The sequence below is a fragment of the Kitasatospora sp. NPDC018619 genome (assembly GCF_044391605.1).
Classification (GTDB): Bacteria; Actinomycetota; Actinomycetes; order Streptomycetales; family Streptomycetaceae; genus Kitasatospora.
The window spans coordinates 17,017-34,148 of record NZ_JBISAI010000028.1; the positions used below are offsets into that span (position 1 = coordinate 17,017).

Below are 17,132 nucleotides of genomic sequence, written 5' to 3' on the forward strand. Positions count from 1 at the left end.
GCGGGCGGTCAGTCCCGGAGCGGCAGCGCCCGGTAGTGGCTGGTGAGCCGGCGCTCCCCGTCCAGCACGTGGAAGGCCAGCATCGGCGGGTGGTCGAAGGAGATGCCGGGCCCGCCCTCACAGGGCAGCGTGACGGTGGAGACCACGCCGGGCGAGACCAGCAGCGGCAGGCCGGCGAAGGTGCCGGCCGCGGAAGTGTGGGCGTGGCCGCAGAACAGGGCGGCGACCCGGGGGTGGCGGCGCAGCACCCGGGCCAGCCGCACCCCGCCGGACTGCCGGATCGCGTCGACCTTCGGCAGGTGCAGTTCCACCGGCGGGTGGTGGAAGGCCACCAGCGCGGGCAACTCGGCACGGCCCTCGGCGAGTTGTGCCTCCAGCCAGTCCAGCGTCCGGTCGTCCAGCAGGCCGTCGTGCCGCCCGGGTATCGAGGAGTCGAGCATCAGCACGTCGGCGCCGGGCAGCCGGTGCAGCCGGTTGACCGGCCCCTCCCCCGGCGCCTCCCCCAGCAGCACCTCCCGGTAGGGCGCCCGGGCGTCGTGGTTGCCCGGGCAGGTGAGCACCGGGTGCCGGGAGGACAGCACCTCCACGGCCTGCCGGTACTCCTGGGGCAGGCCGTGGTCGGCGAGGTCGCCGGTGACCAGCACCGCGTCCAGCGGGCCGGGCAGGGCGTCGAGGTACGCCATCACCTGCTCGGCCCGCCGCCGGGCCCGCTTGCCGCCGTCCCCACGGTGGACCTGGCCGAGGTGGATGTCACTGAGGTGAGCGATCGTCAGCATGGGTGCCACGCTAACGAGTTCAGCCCTGGGCCGGCACCTCCGCAGGACGCTTGAACATCCTGGTGGCGGTGATCTCGCCGTGGATGGCCGGGCCGTCCGGGTCCGGGGCGGCGGGCAGGCCCGGGCGCAGGTGCTCCTCGACCGAGATGTACTTGAGGCCGGCCCGCAGGTCGGCGTCGTTGCGCAGCCGGATCACCAGCGGGAACTCGGCGAGCGCGGTGGTGTCGAACAGGCCGGTGGTGTAGATCAGCTGGACGCCGAGTGCGTCGGCCACCGCCCGCTGGAGCTCCAGCAGGTAGGTGGCGTTGGCGCGGCCGATCGGGTTGTCCAGGAACAGCGTGCCGGCGTGCCGCAGCTGGGACTGGCCGCGGTCGTTGGCGCGCAGCGCGGCCATCGTGCAGTACAACGCGATGGCCGCGGTGAGCAGCTGGCCGCCGGAGAACACGTCGGACATCTGGCCGACGCCGACCCGCTCGGCGCGCAGCACCGCGTCCGGCTTGAGGATCTCGACACTGACGCCCTTGGGGCCGATCGCGGCGGCGACCCCGCGCAGCAGCAGCGACATGCCGTCGCGGCGCAGGTCGCTGTTCTTCCTGACGGCGGCGCGGGTGGCCTCGTCGATGACCTCGCCCAGGCGCTCGACCAGGGTGGCGTGGTCCGGGTCCTCGAAGCGGATCCGGAGGAACTCCTGGCCGGACCACTCCCCCAGGCCCTCGGGCAGCCGGGACAGCCGCTGGGCGGCGCGCAGGGTGGTGAGCGAGGACTCGACCAGGCCGCGCAGCCGGTCCACGATCGAGCCGCGGTTCTTCTCCAACTGGGCGAGCTCGTCGGTGAGCACCCGCAGCCGGGGCGCGAAGGCGGCGGCCCAGGCGGCGGCGTGCTCGGGCAGCGCGGAGGCGGGCAGCTCGCGGATCTGCTGGCGGGCGGGGGTGCGGACGGCCTCGTAGCGGGCCGCGTTGGCGTGCCGGACGAGGGCGTCGGCGGCGTCGCGGACGGCGAGTTCGGAGGAGGACAGCTCGCCGGCGGCGGTGCGCAGCGAGCGGCGGGCCTCGGCCGCGCCGGTGCGGGCGTCGGCGAGCGAGCCCAGGTACGGCTCGACCGGGTCGTCCGGGTCCTCCTGGTGGTCGCGCAGGCCGTCGCGCAGCTGGCCGGCCAGCTCGTCGAAGTCGGCGGCGGAGGCCTGGGCGGTGTCGAAGGTGCGCTGGAGGTCGGCGTGGGCGGTGCGGGCGGCGTCCAGGGCCTCGCGGCGCTCGGCCAGGCGGCTGGTGGCGGTGCGCAGCAGGGCCTGGGCGTGCTCCGGGTCGGTGGGGACGAGGTCCTCGGGCAGCTCGGTGTGCGCCTCGCCGTCGGCGGGGGCCGAGCGTTCGGCCTCGCCGCGCAGGCGGCCGAGCTGCTCGCTGGCCGCGGCGGAGCGGGCCTCGATGGTGGCGACCAGTTCCTCGGCGCGGGCGGCGGCGGCCTGGCGGGCCGGGCCGTCGGCGCCGTCGGGGCTGCCGAGGAGCTCCTCGGCGCGGGTGCGCACCTTGTTGGTGAGGCGGTCGAGTTCGGCCGCGGCCGCGGCCTCGTCGCCCTCGGCGCGGGCCTGTTCGGCGCGCAGGTCGGCGCCGACGCCGACCTTCTCGTACAGCTGGGAGGCGGCGCGGTAGGCCTCGCGCAGGGCGGGCAGGGCGGCGGGGGCCGCGTCGGCGGGCTCGTCGGCCTGCTCGGCGGCGGGGATCTCGGCGCGTTCGGCGCGCAGCGCGCGGGCGGTGCGGCGGGCGTCGTCCGCGGCGCGCTGGGCGGCGCGGCGGTCCTCGTCGCAGGTGCGGGCGCGCTCGGCGCACAGCGCCTGGCGGCGGTCGCACTCGGCGGCGTCCTCGGCGAGTTCGCGCTGGCGGCGGGCCCAGGTGCCGCGTTCGCGCAGCCGGAAGGCGAGGCCGGAGAGGGCGTCGGCGCGGCGGCGGGCGCGCTGGGCGGCCTCGCGGTGCTCCTCGTGGGCGGCGGCGGCCGCGGCGTGGTCGGTCTCGGCCTCGTCGTGGTCGGCGCGCAGGGTGGCCAGGGCGGCGGCGGCCTGCTCGGCGTGCTCGCGGGCGGCCTCGGCGGCGGCGGCGAGTTCGGCGAGGGTGCCGGGCGGGCAGCTGGCGTGCCAGGAGGCGAGGCGGGCGGCGAGGGCGCGGTCGGCGCCGAGGCGGCCGGCCAGTTCGCGGATGTGCTCCTCGCGGGCGCTCGCCCGGGCGCGCAGCTCACGGCGCTCGCCGTCGGCGGCGGACTCGTCGTGCATGGCCGGGTTCGGCGGGACGAGGAAGAAGGCGGGCTCGTCGGTGATCGGGGCGATCAGCGAGGCGGCGGCGCCGACGGCCACGGTGGAGCGCGGCAGCAGGGCGGCGGCCTGCAGGGCCTCGCGGGCGCGCTCCAGCGAGGACGGGTCGGTGACGACGACGCCGTCGACCAGCTCGGGGCGGGCGGCGAGGATCGCCTCGTGGTCGGCCGGGTCGACGGACTGGGCGAGGTAGCGCCAGCCGGGCAGGGCCGGGATGCCGTGCTCGGCGAGGTACTCGACGGTGGCGAGCACGTCCGGGCCGGGCGGCAGCAGGCCGCCGTCGCCGAGGGCGGCGAGGATGCGGGAGTCGTCGGCGGCCGCGGTGCGCAGCTCGAAGAGGGTGCGTTCGGCGGTGGCGATGGACTCGTCGAGCAGTTCCCGCAGGTACTCGGCGTTGCGGTCGAGCACGGCGGGGGTGAGGAAGCCGGCGTCCTCCTCGGCCCCCTCCTGGTACGGCGTCAGGGAGAGCAGGTCGGCGAGGCGCTCCTCGGTGGCGAGCAGGGCGGCGGTGCGCTGCTCGGCGGCGAGGGCGCGGGCGGCGTCCTTGCGGGCGTCGCCGGCCCGTTCGGCGGCGAGTTCGGCGCGCGAGGTGGCGGCGGCGGCCTCGCGCAGCCGGACGGCGGCGGACTCGGCGGCCGTACGGGCCTGGGCGAGCGCGGCGGAGGCGGACTTCTCGACGTCGGCGGCGTGCAGCGCGGCGCGGGCCGGGTCCACGTCGCCGTCGGCGTCGATGAAGCCGGCCGCGACGGCGGCCTCGGTCTCCTGCTCGACCTCGGCGAGGCGCTGGCGCAGGTGCTCGGCCTCGCTGCGGGCCTTCTGGGCGGCGGTGGCGGCCTCGGTGGCGTCGGTCTGCGCCTTGCCGCCGTCCTGCTGGAGTTCGCCCGCGCGCTCCTCCTCGGTGTCGGCGCGGGCCTCGGCGGCCGCGGCGGCGGCCTCCAGGGCGCGGGCCAGGGCGGTCGCGGCGCGGGCGCGGGCGGCCAGGGCGGGGGCGGCGTCGAGCTCGGCCTCGCGGATGGCGGCGGCGACCCGGGCGACCCGGTCGGCGGCGGCGCGCTGGCGCAGGACGGCCTCGGCGGCCTGCCAGGCGGAGTGCAGGGTGCGGGCGTCGATGAGTTCGCGGCGCAGCGCGGCGGCCTCGGCGGTGGCCGCGGTGAGGCTCAACGTGGCGTGCCGGTAGGTGAGTTCGTCGGTGATCAGGCTGTGCCGGGTGCGGTCGGCCTCGGCCGCGGTGACGGCGCCCGCGGCGGCGGCGACCTCGATGGCGAGGTCCTGGGCGCGGTCGCGTTCGGCGGTGGCGCGGGAGGCGAGGGCGTGGGCCAGGCGGCGGGTGCGGCGCTCGGCGGTGCGGTGGGCCTCGCGGACGGCCTCGCGGGCGGTGGTGGCTTCGGCGATGCGCTCCAGCAGCTCCAACGAGCCCGCGGTGAAGTCGCGTTCGGCGGTGAGTTCGGCGCGGCGGCCGAGCTTGGCGGCGAAGCCGTGCACGAGGTCGGCGAGGCCGTCGGTGTCCCGGGTGTCGGTGACGGCGCGCAGCAGGAGGTCGGTGAAGTCGCTGTCGTGCTTGACCGCGAAGAGGCCGGCCGCCTCGCCCTCGTCGGCGTTCATCTCGCGCTGATAGCGGAAGAGTTCGGGGTCGAGGCCGAGTTCGCCGAGGTGCTCGGTCCAGCGGTCGTGGCCGTCCTCGAAGACCAGGTCGAGGTGCGGGTGGGCCTTGCCGGCCTCGGTGAGGGCGTCGCGGAAGCCCTTCATGGTGCGGCGGCGGCCGCGGGCCTTCTGGTCGCCGGCCAGGCTGACCCGTTCGGCGACCGGCAGCGAGTCGAGGGTCAGTCCGGGGCCGGGGCGGAAGGAGTACCAGGTCTCGGCGAACTTGCGCGGGTCGGAGGAGACCTGGCGGCCGCGCCACTCGCTGACCTTGCCGACCACGATCAGTTCGCCGGTGACGGTGTGCTGCCACTCCAGGGCGACGTGGCCGCAGTCGTCGGCGAGCAGGAACTTGCGCAGCACGCCGGAGCTGGCGCCGCCGAGGGTGTTGCGGTGGCCGGGGAGCATGACCGAGAAGATCAGCTTGAGCAGGACGGACTTGCCGCCGCCGTTCTCCAGGAAGAGCACGCCGGCCGGGGCGGGACGGCGGACCGGGCCGTCGGCGTCCTCGCCGAACAGGCCGATCTGCTGCGGGGCCGGGTCGGCGACCGGCTCGCCGACGCCGCGCAGGTCGAGCACCGTGTCGGCGTAGCGGGCGCCGGCCGGTCCGATCGAGTAGAGGCGGACCCGGTTGAGCTCGTACATGTGCGGCGGTTCTCCGTGGCTTGCGGGCGTGAGGGTGGGCGGCGGGCCGGCGCGGGGCGGGTGGACCGCGGCCGGCCCGGTGGGCCCGGAGCGGGTGGGCTCCGGGCGCCGGGCTCGGGGGCTCAGAGCGAGTGGAACGGCAGCCCCGCGTCGGCGACCAGTTCGTCGCCGGTGTCCGGCGGCAGCAGGCTGGCGGTGCCGTCGGAGACCGGGACGATGCCGAGGTCGAGCAGTTCGGCCATGGCCGCGCTGCCCGCGAGGTCGCGCACCTGGAGCTGGTAGCGGGCGGTGGTGCGGTAGGTGCCGCCGGAGTCGTCGGAGACCTTCTGCAGGAAGCCGGAGTCGACGAGGAACAGCACGGCCTTGGCGACGATGCCGATGGTGGAGCCGGAGAGCCGGCGGGCGTCCTTGGTGGCGCCGGTGGCGGTGCGCCGGGCCCACACCCGCCAGGCGGCCTCCAGCCCGGGGGCGTCGGAGGCCGGGTCGGTGTTGGCGCCCTCGGCGTCGGCCTGCTCCTCCAGGCGGCGGCAGGCCTGGCGGACGAAGGAGTCGACGCCGTTGACGGTGATCCGGCCGAGGTAGCCGTCGTCGGCGAGGTCCTCGGGGCGCGGGAAGGCCATCGCGGCGACGGCCAGGTGGGCGAGGCCGTGCAGGAAGCGGTCGGTGGACTCCGAGGCGGCGCGGCGCGAGTAGTCGCCCATCCGGACCGCGAACAGCGAGTCCTCGGCGGCGGCCACGGCCATGCCGGCCCGCGGGGAGACCTCCAGGACGACCAGGCCCATGCCGGTGGCGATGGCGTCGGCGAGCCGGGCGAACGGCGGGTCCTCGCGGTGGCGGCGCACCAGTTCGGCGTACTCGGCGTCGCGGGCGGGCAGCAGCTTGGCCTGGAGGCCGAAGGAGACCAGGCGGGCGGCGTCCGCGACGTCGGCCGGGGTGATCGGCGCCGGGGCCGCGGGCTCGGTGTCGGCCGCCCAGGACGTGTCGTGGTGGGTCGTCACGGGCGGTGCTCCTCGGGGGTGGTGCGGTGGTTACGGTTCGTCAAGGTCGGTCCCGGCTCGGCGGGGTGCGCCCGGCCGGTCAGCCGGCGTCCTTGCGGTCGGCGGCCATGCCGGCCGCGTCGAGCAGGGCGCTGCCGACGATCAGGTCGGCGCCGCCGAACTCCCGGTCGCGCAGCGGGGTGCCGTCGTCCACGGCGAACAGCAGCCGCTCCTCGCCCTGGCGGTAGGCGGTGCCGACCGGCGGGCTGGCGGCGTGCACGGCGAGCAGGGCGACCAGGTACGGGAGGTCCGGGTCCTGCTTGCGGGCGTCCGCGAGCAGGCCGGAGAGCCGGCGGGGGGCGTCCGGGGGCAGGTCGAGCAGCAGCATCGCGGCCTCCAGCTGGGCCTCGGAGAAGCGGCTGTCGTCCGGGGTGGCGACCAGGTCCGGGTCGGGGAGCTCGGCGCCGAGGTGCTCGCGCTCGACCGGCGGGGTGAGCAGCAGGTCGACGAGGTCGGCGACCCGGACCGAGACCGGGGTGCGCAGTCCGGCGCCGCGGGCGAAGAACGCGCCGGTGGGGCGGACGGCCTGTTCTATCGGCAGCCGCAGCACGGGGGCGAGCAGCTGCCCGTAGAGGTCGATGCCGCTGCGGGCGCCGGGGGCCGCGAAGGCCTGCCGGTCCTGCTCGGCGCGGAACAGCGGGCCGGCCTCCAGCAGGCGGGTCTGGAGCTGGGTGTGGCGGCGGATGCAGTCCTTGACGATGTCGACCAGCTCGGCGGCGCGGCGCTTGTGCTCCGGCTCCTCGGCCTCGTCGCGGGCCTTGCGGATGTTGGTGAGAATGGCGTTCTCGTGCCGGTAGCGGTCCGCGATGTGGTCCAGCGCCTCCTCGATGAGGTCGGGGACGGCGCGCATCCAGTCGACGGCGCGGACGTTGCGGCGGGTGGCGTCCAGGGCCCGGCGCAGCGTCTCGGCGTACTGGACGGTGCGGTAGCGGGCCTGCTCGGCGGCGAGCTGTGCGTCGGCCAGGCGGCCGCGGCGGATCAGCACCTCCAGCTTGACCTCGGCGGCGATCTGGGCCGAAGTGACGTCGGTGTCGAGCGCGCCGACCAGGACGTTGACCGCCTCGTCGGTGGTGCGCAGGTAGACGCCGCCGTCGGGGCCGGGCACCTCCTCGATCAGCTTGAAGTCGTAGTCGCGGCGGACGTACGCGCCGTCCGCGCCGAAGGTGCCGTAGACGGCGCGGAAGCCGCGGTCCACGCTGCCGACGTTGATCAGCGACTCCAGCACCCAGCGGGCGACCCGCTCGTGCTCGGCGGCGGGGCGGCCGACGGCCTGGGCGGCGACCCGGGGCAGCATCCGGGCGAGCACTATCTCGCGGTCGGCGCCGGTGTCGAAGTCCATGTGCAGGGTGACCAGGTCGATCGCGGCGAGGCCGACCTCGGCCATCGCGTAGCCGCCGTACTCGCCGGCCAGGTTGACCTTGCGGTTGTCCAGGTCGTGCAGCGGGGCGGTGCAGGCCAGCGCCTTGAGCCGGCGGGCCAGGCCCTCGTCGGCGGCGGGACCGGGCGCGGGGCGCGCGGCGGCCGGGACGGCGGGCGGGCGGAGGCCGGGCTCGGTGGACGGGTCTGCGATGGCGGTCACGGGGGACAAGATTAGAGGTTCGCACCGACATCGACCGAAACGGACCTTGCGGGCGGGTGCGGCGGCAGGTGGGCGGCGGTGCGGGCGGTGGGTCGGGAACACGGTTTCGACGGGATTCCGCCATTCCCGAACCGGCATTCGAGAAAACCGTGGGGGCGGCGCGTCGGTTCGGTGATGATCGACCCATGATCACCCGACTGGCCACAGCGGGCCTCGCCACCGCGCTGTCCGTGACCACCCTCGCCGCCGGCGCCGTCCTCGCCCCCGCCGCGACCGCCACTGCCGCTCCGGCCGGCACCCCGGCGGCCTCCGCCCAGCACGTGACCGTGTCCCAGAACGGGAACTACCCCGGCGGGTTCTTCACCACCGGCACCATGTCGGTGGGCTGGACCGTGTCCGGCACCGCGGACCTGACCGGGCCGACGCACATCACCCTCGACCTGCCGCCCGGCGTCACCACCGACGGTGCGATGTTCTTCCCCACGCCGCAGGACTACACCTTCACCACCGCCCTCTCCCCCGACCACCGCCACCTGGAGGCCGTGTTCACCGCCACCCGGCCGGTCGGGAGCTACAACTTCATGAAGCTCAACCTGGCCACCACGCCCGGCGTGCCGGTCGTCGGCGTGATCACCGCGACCGTCGCCAACCCGAACGACACCGACCCGACCGGGCACGTCGCCGGCTACGACCTCGGCAGCGGGAGCCGGCCGCCGGCGGCGGTCCGCCCCGCCCCCGCCGTCACCGGCCTCGACACCGCCACCGGCCCGGGCACCGGCGGCACCGCGGTGACCGTCAGCGGCAGCGGCCTGGCCGACGGCATGGTGCTGGTCGGCGGCGTCCCGGCCCCCGGCCGCTGCACCGACACCGCCTGCACGGTGACCACCCCGGGCGGCACGGGCAGCGCCCCGGTCAGCGTGGTGACGCCCGGCGGCACGGCCGTGGCGCCGGGCGCCTTCGACTACACCGGCGCCCCGCCGCCGGCCCCGGCCGCACCGGTGGTCAGCGGCCTGTCCCCCGCCTCCGGCCCGGCCGCCGGCGGCACCCGGGTGTACCTGTCCGGCAGCGACCTGACGTACGGGTCGGTGGCCTTCGGCGGGGTGCCGGCCACCCACGTCTCCTGCGGTCCGTCCGCCTGCACCGCCACGGCCCCGGCAGCCGCCGGCCCGGGGCCGGTGGACGTCACCGTCACCACGGCGGGCGGGACGAGCGCGCCGGCGGCGTACACCTACACGGCCTGACGGCCGCCCCGCCCCGCAGCGGTGCCCGGGTTCCGCGCAGCCCGGGCACCGCTGCGTCCCGGCCCGCCGCGGACAGCGAGTTGAACATGTTCAAAATATCGGTCTAGAGTCGGTTCCGCGCAGGCGGGACACGGCCCGCCCGCAGTTCGGCGTGCTCGGCACGGAGGTGGGCGAGATGGACGACGACCCGACGGTCATCCTTCGCAAGGTCCGACGGTGGCTGCGGCTCTTCCTGGTCGGCCTGGTGCTCAGCGGCCTCACCGCCTTCCCCCTGGAGACCGAGACCCGCTGGCTGGTCGACCTCGCCACCGGCCCGGCCGCCCCGCTGGCCGAGCACCTCCCCGCCGCCACGGCATGGCTCCGACGGGCCCACACCGGCCTCGTCGAGACCAACGCCCGCTACCCCTTCCTGGCCTACGGCACCGACTGGCTGGCCTTCGCCCACCTGGTGATCGCCGCCGCCTTCTGGGGGCCGCTCAAGGACCCGGTCCGCAACATCTGGGTGATCCGCTGGGCGGTGCTCGCCTGCGGGGCCGTCGTCCCGCTGGCGCTGATCTGCGGGCCGCTGCGGGGGATACCGCTGGCGTGGCGATTCGTCGACATGTCGTTCGGGGTCTTCGGCGTCGTCCCGCTGCTGGTCGTGCTGCGGGCGCTGCGCCCGTTGGAGCACCGCTACCGGGGACCGGCGACCACCGGCTGAACGCGCGCGGTCCGTGCGGGTCACGGGCAACGGCCTTCATCCGCAGGCCCTACCATCTGGCTCAACAGCTGCTGGGAGGCGGACGGGCGTGGCCGATGCGGTGATCGATCTCAATGCGGACCTCGGTGAGGGGTTCGGGCGCTGGACCCTGACCGACGACGAGGCGCTGCTGTCCGTGGTGACCAGCGCCAACGTCGCCTGCGGGTTCCACGCCGGGGACCCGTCGACGATGCGCCGGGTCTGCGCGCTGGCCGCCGAGCGCGGCGTCCGGATCGGTGCCCAGGTCTCCTACCGCGACCTGGCCGGATTCGGCCGCCGCGCGATGGACGTGCCCCCGGAGGAGCTCGCCGACGAGATCGCCTACCAGATCGGCGCCCTCCAGGTGTTCGCCCGCGCGGCCGGGTCCAGGGTCTCCTACGTCAAGCCGCACGGCGCCCTCTACAACCGGGTGGTCGGCGACTCCGAGCAGGCCGAGGCCGTGGTGGCCGGCGTCCTGCGGGCGGGCGCGGTCTGCGACGGCCCGCTGCCCGTGCTGGGCCTGCCCGGCTCGCTGCTGCTGGAGGTGGCCGAGGGCGTCGGGCTCCCGGTGGTCGCCGAGGCCTTCGCCGACCGCGCGTACACCCGCACCGGCACCCTCGTGCCGCGCCGGGAGCCGGACGCGGTGGTGCACGACCCCGAGTCGGTGATCACCCGCGCCGTCGGCATCGCCCGGGACGGCACGGTGGAGGCGGCCGGGGGCGAACGGATCCCCGTCGAGGCCCGTTCGCTCTGCGTCCACGGCGACACCCCCGGCGCCGCCCAGCTCGCCTGGCGCATCCGCGGCGCCCTGGCCTCCGCCGGCGTCCGGGTGGAGGCCTTCACGTGACGCCGGGGGCGGTGCGGCGGGTCGGCGAGCGGGCCCTGCTGGTCGAGCTGCCCGGAACGGCCGAGGTGGCCGCGCTGTACGGCTGGCTGAGCGAGCGCCGGGAGGCGGGGGCGCTCGGCCCGGTGGAGGAACTGGTGCCGGCCGCGCGCACCCTGCTGCTGGACGGCGTCGCGGACGTCGACGCGGTGGCGGCGCTGCTGCGCACCGCCCGGCCCCCGGCGGCCGGGGCGGCGCGCGGGGCGCTGGTCCGGGTCCCCACCGTGTACGACGGCGCCGACCTGGCCGAGGTCGCCGCGCTGTGGGGGGTGTCCGAGGAGGCCGCCGTCCGGATCCACACCGAGCCCGAGTACGTCGTCGCGTTCTGCGGCTTCGCCCCGGGCTTCGGCTACCTCACCGGTCTCCCGGAGCGGTACGAGGTGCCGCGCCGGGGCACCCCGCGCAGCTCCGTCCCGGCCGGCTCGGTCGCCCTGGCCGGCCCGTACACCGGCGTCTACCCCCACCCCTCCCCCGGCGGCTGGCAGTTGGTCGGCCGCACGGCGCTCGCCCTGTGGGACGCCGACCGGGAGCCCCCGGCCCTGCTGGCCCCGGGCGTCCGGGTCCGGTTCACGGTGGAACGCGCCTGAGGGGAGGCGGAGTTGAACGAGCTGGTGGTGGAGCGCCCGGGCCCGCTGACCACGGTCCAGGACCTCGGGCGGCGCGGGGTGGCCCACCTCGGGGTGCCCCGGGCCGGGGCGCTGGACGAGCCCGCGCTGCGGGCGGCCAACCGGCTGGTCGGCAACGGGCCGGGGGCGGCCGGGCTGGAGACCACGCTCGGCGGGGTCGCGCTGCGGGCCGGCGGGGCGGTGCTGGTCGCCGTCACCGGCGCGCCCTCGCCCGTCCGGGTGGACGGCCGCCCGGCCGCGTGGGGCGCGGCGGTCGCGGTACCGGCCGGCGCGCTGATCGAGGTGGGGGCGGCGACGGCCGGGGTGCGCGGCTACCTGGCGGTGGCGGGCGGGATCACCGTCCCGCCGGTGCTCGGCAGCCGGTCGGCTGACCTGCTCTCCGGGCTCGGCCCGGCCCCGCTCGCCGCCGGGGACCGGCTACCGGTGGGCGACCCGCCGCCGTACCGTGCCCGGCCCGCGCTGGTGCCGCTGCCCGCTCCCCCCACCGAGCTGGTGCTGCGGTTGCGGCTGGGGCCGCGCGCCGACTGGTTCACCCCGGAGGCGGTGGAGCGCCTCGGCCGCGACCGGTACCTCGTCTCCCCCGCCGGCAACCGGGTCGGGCTGCGCACCGAGGGGCCGCCGGTGGCACGCGCCCGTGACGGCGAACTCCCCAGCGAGGGCATGGTGTTGGGGGCGGTGCAGATCCCGCCGGACGGGCAGCCGGTGGTGTTCCTGGCCGACCACCCGACGACCGGCGGCTACCCGGTGGTCGGCGTCGTGCCGCCCGCCGACCTCGCGGCCGCCGCGCAGGCCCGACCGGGGACCCCGGTGCGCTTCGTGGTCCTGCGCGGGCACTGAGCGCTCCGCGGAGCCCGGGCGCGAAGCCCGACAGCCGCTCGGCGAAAGCACGGTGGGCCGGAGCGCGGCCTCAGGCCCAGGCGGACGTCCGGAACCGCCGCCGACTCGCCGCCCGGACACCCGACGGCACCGGGTCGACCCGGCGGCAGCCCCGCCCCGGGTGGCCGAACGGCGGCTCGGGGTCGTCGCCCCGCCCCGCTCCCGGCCGCCGCCCGGAAGCAGGCCGGCATGGTGCCGCCGTGCGCCCCCGGGCAGCAGGCGGTCGGTGGAGCAACTCGCCCACTGGAACGGGAGGTCGGCCGGGCGAGGCACGCCTCTGGCGCCACGGAAGCCCCGACCCTGGCCACCGGCCGTCTCCTCGCCCCCAGCCGGAGCTTTCGCACGGCCGCAGCGCCCGCGGCCCGCGCCCGGGCAGCACCGGGCCGGCCCGGAGACTCACCCGCCGGAGCGGGAAGCCCTGCCGCCCCTGGCACTGCCCCTCGGCGCCGAAGAAGCCTCCAGGGGCGCCGCGCGGACGGGCTGGGGCCCCCAGACCGTCGAGCGGCCCCCGCCGTAGCCCGCCCCCGCCCGCTCACCGCCGCCCGAGCGCCTCCGCCGCGGCGGCCGCGAAGCCCTCCGGGTTGTCCAGCATGATGCTGTGCCCGCAGTCCGGCACCGCGACCACCCGCACGCCGGCCGCGCGGAGCCCGTCGGTGCCGGACGGCTCGCCGTCCGCCGCCGGGTGGAGGAAGGTGCGCGGGAGGTCGAGGCCGGTCAGCAGCTCGCGCATGCTCGGCTCGGTCCCCCTGGCGAGGTGACGGGCGCTGCGGTGGAGCGCCTCCGGCCCGGCCAGCCGCATGGTGGACCACCAGAACGGGCCGACCCGCTCGGCGACTTCCGCCCGCCCCCCGGCCAGGAACTCCTCCTCGGTGTAGGCCGCGATGCCGCTGCTGCCGGTGCGACGCCGGTCGGGTTCGATCCGGTCCAGGTTGGCGTCCACCAGGAGCAGCCGCTCGACCAGCCGCGGGTGCCGCCGGGCGAGCACGATCGCGACCGCCCCGCCCATGCTGTGGCCGACCACCTCGACCCGCTCCGGCCCGGCGGCCGCGACCGCCGCCGCGACGGCGTCCGCGTGCTCCTCCAGCGTGTAGCCGAAGTCCGCCGGCCGGTCGCTGAGGCCGAAGCCGAGCAGGTCCAGCAGCAGCGAGCGCCGACCGGCCAGCAGCGGGTGGGCGGCGGCGGCCGCGAAGTAGGCCGGGGAGGTGGCGCCGAGCCCGTGCAGGTAGAGCCGGGCCGGCTCGGCGCCGGGCAGCTCGACCCAGCGGATCCGGTCGCCGTTCGGGGTGACGGGGGCCTCGCGCATGCTCACTCGCTCCTCTTCCCGGGGCCGGCTTCCTGGAGGCCGACCGACGGAAAGGGACCATACCTCGGATTCGAGGTATCACGGTAGCGATATACCGCCCCGCCGAGGGAGGGATCTGGGAGAGTGGCCCCATGCTGAAGCTCGCCATCCTCGGGTTCCTGTACGACCGCCCCCTGCACGGCTACGAGCTGCGCCGCCACCTCGCCGCACTCACCGGGCACGTGCGCCCGATCAGCGACGGCACGCTCTACCCCGCGATCAAGCGCCTGGAGGCCGACGGCCTGCTGGTCCGCGAGACCGAGCCGGGCAGCGCCGCCGCACCCCGGCACACCCTGCACCTCACCGAGGCCGGCCGCGCCGCACTGCTCGACCGGCTGCGCGAGCCCGAACCGCTCGACGTCAGCGACGAGAACCGCTGGTTCACCGTGCTCGCCTTCCTGCGCCACCTCGCCGACCCCGCCGCCCAGGCCGCCGTGCTCCGCCGCCGACTGGCCTTCCTCGCCGAGCCGGCCAGCTTCTTCTACGAGGGCGACCGCCCGGTCGGGGCCGAGGAGTTCGCCGACCCGTTCCGGCGCGGCCTGCTGCTGGTCGCCCGCGCGACCACCGAGGCCGAACTCGCCTGGCTGCGCGCGACCCTGGCCGCCCTGGAGGACGGCGGCGCACGCTGACCGGCCACCCCCGGACGCGCCGATCGTCCGCCCCGGACGCGCCGCGGCCCCGGGCCCGCCCCCCCCCCCCGGGGGGGGGGCCCCCCGGCCACCCGCCCGCCGCCCCGCGGCGGGGGGGAAACGGCCGCCCCCGCGGGGGGCCGCCGCCCCCCCCCCCCCCCCGCCCCGCCCCCCCCGCCCCCCCCCGCCCCCCCGCCCCCCCCCCCCCCCCCCCCGGGGGCCCCCCGGGCCGCAGGCGAGAGCGCCCGGTGCTCCGGAGGCGCGGGATCAGCGCCGGTGGTGGGCGTGCACCACGGCGTGGCCGCGCCCCCGGCCGATCATCCACCGGTTCACCGGGACGGTCAGCAGGAACGCCAGGGCGAGCGACCCCGCCAGCGACGCCCAGAACAGCAGGTCGCCGAGGCCGGCGTCCATCGCCCCCGGCACGGCGACCATCACGGTGTTGTCGATCAGCTCCATCACCAGGATCGAGACGGTGTCGGCGGCCAGTGCGACCCTGACCGCCGCACCCACCTCCAGGCCGGCCGCCAGCACGCCGCGCATGGTCAGCGCGTAGCCGAAGGCGAAGGCCAGGACGATCGAGAGCACCACCGTCGCCCCGTTGTGCAGGCCGAGGGCGGTGCCGAGCACCATCCCGAGGATCTCGCCGACGGCGCAGCCGGTGAGGCAGTGCAGCGTCGCCTGCACCGCCGGCCGCCAGCCCGTGCCGCCGCCACCGTGGGCCTGGTGGTGCCCGGCATGGGCCGCGTCGCCCTGGTCCGCGTGCCCGTGCCCGCGCCCGGGTCGTCCGTGCTCCTCGTGCCGCCGCGCAGGGTGCGCCATGTCGCCCTCCTCCTCGCCAGGGCGCCTCCTCGGCGCCGCCTCCGTCACTTCATCGCTTCTCGCTCGTCGAACATATACCCCCATGGGGTATCCAGCAATCGCCTTCCGGCGCCCTCTTCCCCCGTGCGCCCGACCGTGCTCCGATGAGCGGCATGGCAGACGAACGACGCAAGGGCTACGACGGAACCGGCGCGGGCGCGATCACCCCGGACGGCTGCGCCGTCGAGGTGTGGAGCCGTCTCCCCGTGGGCGACGCCCCGGACGTGATCGAGGCGGCGATACCGCCCGGCGCGCGCATCCTCGAACTCGGCTGCGGCGTCGGCCGGATGACGCATCCGCTGACCGACCGCGGCTTCACCGTGACGGCCGTGGACGAGTCCGCCGAGATGCTGGCCCGGGTCCGCCCGGGAATCCGCACGGTGCGCAGCCCGATCGAGGCGCTGGAGCTCGACGAGCGCTTCGACGTCGTCCTGCTCGCCTCCTTCCTGGTCCACGCCGGGGACGTGGCGGTCCGCCGGGGCCTGCTGGAGACCTGCCGCCGGCACGTCACCGAGGACGGCTGCGTACTGGTGCAGCGCGAGGGCGAGGACTGGCACCGGAACGTGCCGCGGGAGAGCGTGATCGGCCCGGACGCGCGGGCCCGGCTGGTCTCGGACACCCCGCTCGGCGACGGCGTCCACTCCGTCCACTTCGAGTACGTCTTCCCGGACGGCACCTGGACGCAGACCTTCCTCTCCCGCCCGCTCACCACCGCGGCGTTCGAACAGGCGCTCGCGGAGGCCGACCTGGTGGTGGAGCGCTACCTGACGGCGGACCGCACCTGGGTCCGGGCTCGGCCGGTGCTCTAGGGGCCTGTCCGCGGGGCCGCGCCGGGCACGGGGCGGCGAGGAGGCCTGTGCGCAAAGCCCGAACAAAGGGTGAACAAAGAACCGTTACCTTCACCCCGTACCATCAGCCGCGCGCCGGGCTCGCGCGCGGCCCGCGGGCCGGGCGGGTCACGGCGGCTCCGCACGCCTTCCGACCCGCAAGGACCCGCCCATGCCGCCCCTGCCCCTCGCCCGACGGATATCCCCGGCGGGTGCCCGGTGATCGAATGGTTCCACGGGGCCGTCCTCGGCCTGATCCAGGGGCTCACCGAGTTCCTGCCGATCTCCTCCAGCGCCCACCTGCGGGTCTTCTCGGCCCTGCTCGGCTGGGACGACCCCGGCGCGGCCTTCACCGCCGTGACCCAGCTCGGCACCGAGACGGCGGTGCTGATCTACTTCCGCAAGGACATCGCCTCGATCATCAGGACCTGGGTGCTCTCCCTGTTCCGGCCGGCGCTGCGCTCGGACCCGGACGCCCGGATGGGCTGGTTCGTGATCATCGGCACCCTGCCGATCGGCATCCTGGGCAAGCTGTTCCAGGACACCATCGAGACCCACCTGCGCGACCTGCGGATCATCGGCACCACGCTGATCGTCTTCGGCCTGGTCCTGGCCTTCGCCGACCGCACCCGGGCCGTCCGCCACGCCCGGCCGATCACCGACCTCACGCTGCCGCACGCGGGCGCCTACGGCCTCGCCCAGGCGCTGGCGCTGATCCCGGGCGTGTCCCGCTCGGGCGGCACGATCAGCGCGGGCCTGCTGCTCGGCTACAGCCGGGAGGCCGCGGCCCGCTACTCGTTCCTGCTGGCCATTCCGGCGGTGCTCGCCTCCGGGGCGCTGGAGCTGTTCAAGATCGGCGAGGGCCCCGCCCCGGCCTGGGGGCCGACCATCCTGGCCACCGTGATCGCCTTCGCGGTGGGCTACGCGGCGATCGCCTGGTTCCTGAAGTACATCTCGAACAACAGCTTCATGCCCTTCGTGGTCTACCGGGTCCTGCTCGGCGTCCTGATCATCGGACTGGTCGTCGGCGGCGTGCTGGCGCCGGACGCGGGCGCGGTGAAGTAGAACCGCGTTCCAGGTTCCGGGCCGCAGGTCCGGACCGGGCACCCGCGGAGACGAGTGGGCCGGGACACCGACACGGTGTCCCGGCCCACT

14 protein-coding genes are annotated in these 17,132 nt (G+C 76.6%); 8 read left to right on the forward strand and 6 right to left on the reverse strand.

Going from position 1 to position 17,132, the window contains the following annotated elements:
- Positions 1–8: 8 nt before the first annotated feature.
- The 4 genes from ACH5AR_RS30940 to ACH5AR_RS30955 form a co-directional block, all read right to left on the reverse strand.
- Positions 9–776, reverse strand: a complete 768-nt coding sequence (locus tag ACH5AR_RS30940; protein WP_396304838.1) for a metallophosphoesterase — start codon at positions 774–776, stop codon at positions 9–11.
- Positions 777–795: 19 nt separating this feature from the next.
- Positions 796–5,358, reverse strand: coding sequence for a hypothetical protein (locus ACH5AR_RS30945; RefSeq protein WP_396304839.1), 4,563 nt, complete (start codon positions 5,356–5,358; stop codon positions 796–798).
- A gap of 122 nt (positions 5,359–5,480) precedes the next feature.
- Complete coding sequence (locus tag ACH5AR_RS30950) at positions 5,481–6,356, reverse strand: hypothetical protein (RefSeq protein ID WP_396304840.1); 876 nt, start codon at positions 6,354–6,356, stop codon at positions 5,481–5,483.
- Between the two features lie 79 nt (positions 6,357–6,435).
- The gene (locus ACH5AR_RS30955) at positions 6,436–7,974 is read right to left on the reverse strand and encodes a hypothetical protein (RefSeq protein ID WP_396304841.1); all 1,539 of its coding nucleotides are present in this window, start codon (positions 7,972–7,974) and stop codon (positions 6,436–6,438) included.
- Positions 7,975–8,159: 185 nt separating this feature from the next.
- Between ACH5AR_RS30955 and ACH5AR_RS30960 the strand changes: the two genes are divergently transcribed.
- From ACH5AR_RS30960 to ACH5AR_RS30980, 5 genes are all read left to right on the forward strand, one after another.
- Positions 8,160–9,215, forward strand: coding sequence for an IPT/TIG domain-containing protein (locus ACH5AR_RS30960; RefSeq protein WP_396304842.1), 1,056 nt, complete (start codon positions 8,160–8,162; stop codon positions 9,213–9,215).
- A gap of 175 nt (positions 9,216–9,390) precedes the next feature.
- The gene (locus tag ACH5AR_RS30965; protein ID WP_396304843.1) at positions 9,391–9,915 is read left to right on the forward strand and encodes a hypothetical protein; all 525 of its coding nucleotides are present in this window, start codon (positions 9,391–9,393) and stop codon (positions 9,913–9,915) included.
- Between the two features lie 100 nt (positions 9,916–10,015).
- Positions 10,016–10,780, forward strand: coding sequence for a LamB/YcsF family protein (locus ACH5AR_RS30970; protein WP_396304892.1), 765 nt, complete (start codon positions 10,016–10,018; stop codon positions 10,778–10,780).
- On the forward strand, positions 10,777–11,403 hold the full coding sequence (gene pxpB, locus ACH5AR_RS30975) for a 5-oxoprolinase subunit PxpB (protein WP_396304844.1): 627 nt from the start codon (positions 10,777–10,779) through the stop codon (positions 11,401–11,403). The genes ACH5AR_RS30970 and pxpB overlap by 4 nt, the downstream gene beginning before the upstream one ends.
- Before the next feature lie 12 nt (positions 11,404–11,415).
- Positions 11,416–12,279: a biotin-dependent carboxyltransferase family protein gene (locus ACH5AR_RS30980; RefSeq protein WP_396304845.1), complete on the forward strand. Its 864-nt coding sequence runs from the start codon at positions 11,416–11,418 to the stop codon at positions 12,277–12,279.
- Between the two features lie 571 nt (positions 12,280–12,850).
- Here the strand turns inward: ACH5AR_RS30980 and ACH5AR_RS30985 are convergent.
- Entirely contained in the window at positions 12,851–13,621 is a 771-nt protein-coding gene (locus tag ACH5AR_RS30985) for an alpha/beta fold hydrolase (RefSeq protein ID WP_396304846.1), read from the reverse strand.
- A gap of 131 nt (positions 13,622–13,752) precedes the next feature.
- Here ACH5AR_RS30985 and ACH5AR_RS30990 point away from each other — a divergent pair, with 131 nt between their 5' ends.
- Positions 13,753–14,289 carry a PadR family transcriptional regulator gene (locus ACH5AR_RS30990; protein WP_396304847.1) on the forward strand — a complete coding sequence of 179 codons (537 nt, stop codon included), beginning with the start codon at positions 13,753–13,755 and terminating at the stop codon, positions 14,287–14,289.
- 267 nt (positions 14,290–14,556) lie between these two features.
- Here the strand turns inward: ACH5AR_RS30990 and ACH5AR_RS30995 are convergent, their stop codons facing one another.
- Complete coding sequence (locus tag ACH5AR_RS30995) at positions 14,557–15,111, reverse strand: DUF4396 domain-containing protein (protein WP_396304848.1); 555 nt, start codon at positions 15,109–15,111, stop codon at positions 14,557–14,559.
- A 152-nt stretch (positions 15,112–15,263) separates the two neighbouring features.
- Here ACH5AR_RS30995 and ACH5AR_RS31000 point away from each other — a divergent pair, with 152 nt between their 5' ends.
- Positions 15,264–15,959: a class I SAM-dependent methyltransferase gene (locus ACH5AR_RS31000; RefSeq protein ID WP_396304849.1), complete on the forward strand. Its 696-nt coding sequence runs from the start codon at positions 15,264–15,266 to the stop codon at positions 15,957–15,959.
- 240 nt (positions 15,960–16,199) lie between these two features.
- Positions 16,200–17,042 (forward strand): undecaprenyl-diphosphate phosphatase, encoded by an 843-nt coding sequence (locus ACH5AR_RS31005; protein ID WP_396304893.1) that lies wholly within the window; start codon positions 16,200–16,202, stop codon positions 17,040–17,042.
- Positions 17,043–17,132 lie beyond the last annotated feature (90 nt).

What these genes read in the sequence shown, in the direction of transcription:
- ACH5AR_RS30940 (WP_396304838.1), bottom strand. Translation starts at nt 776, where the DNA reads ATGCTGACGATCGCTCACCTCAGTGACATCCACCTCGGCCAGGTCCAC.
- ACH5AR_RS30945 (WP_396304839.1), bottom strand. Translation starts at nt 5,358, where the DNA reads ATGTACGAGCTCAACCGGGTCCGCCTCTACTCGATCGGACCGGCCGGC.
- ACH5AR_RS30960 (WP_396304842.1), top strand. Translation starts at nt 8,160, where the DNA reads ATGATCACCCGACTGGCCACAGCGGGCCTCGCCACCGCGCTGTCCGTG.
- ACH5AR_RS30965 (WP_396304843.1), top strand. Translation starts at nt 9,391, where the DNA reads ATGGACGACGACCCGACGGTCATCCTTCGCAAGGTCCGACGGTGGCTG.
- ACH5AR_RS30985 (WP_396304846.1), bottom strand. Translation starts at nt 13,621, where the DNA reads ATGCGCGAGGCCCCCGTCACCCCGAACGGCGACCGGATCCGCTGGGTC.
- ACH5AR_RS30990 (WP_396304847.1), top strand. Translation starts at nt 13,753, where the DNA reads ATGCTGAAGCTCGCCATCCTCGGGTTCCTGTACGACCGCCCCCTGCAC.
- ACH5AR_RS30995 (WP_396304848.1), bottom strand. Translation starts at nt 15,111, where the DNA reads ATGGCGCACCCTGCGCGGCGGCACGAGGAGCACGGACGACCCGGGCGC.
- ACH5AR_RS31000 (WP_396304849.1), top strand. Translation starts at nt 15,264, where the DNA reads ATGGCAGACGAACGACGCAAGGGCTACGACGGAACCGGCGCGGGCGCG.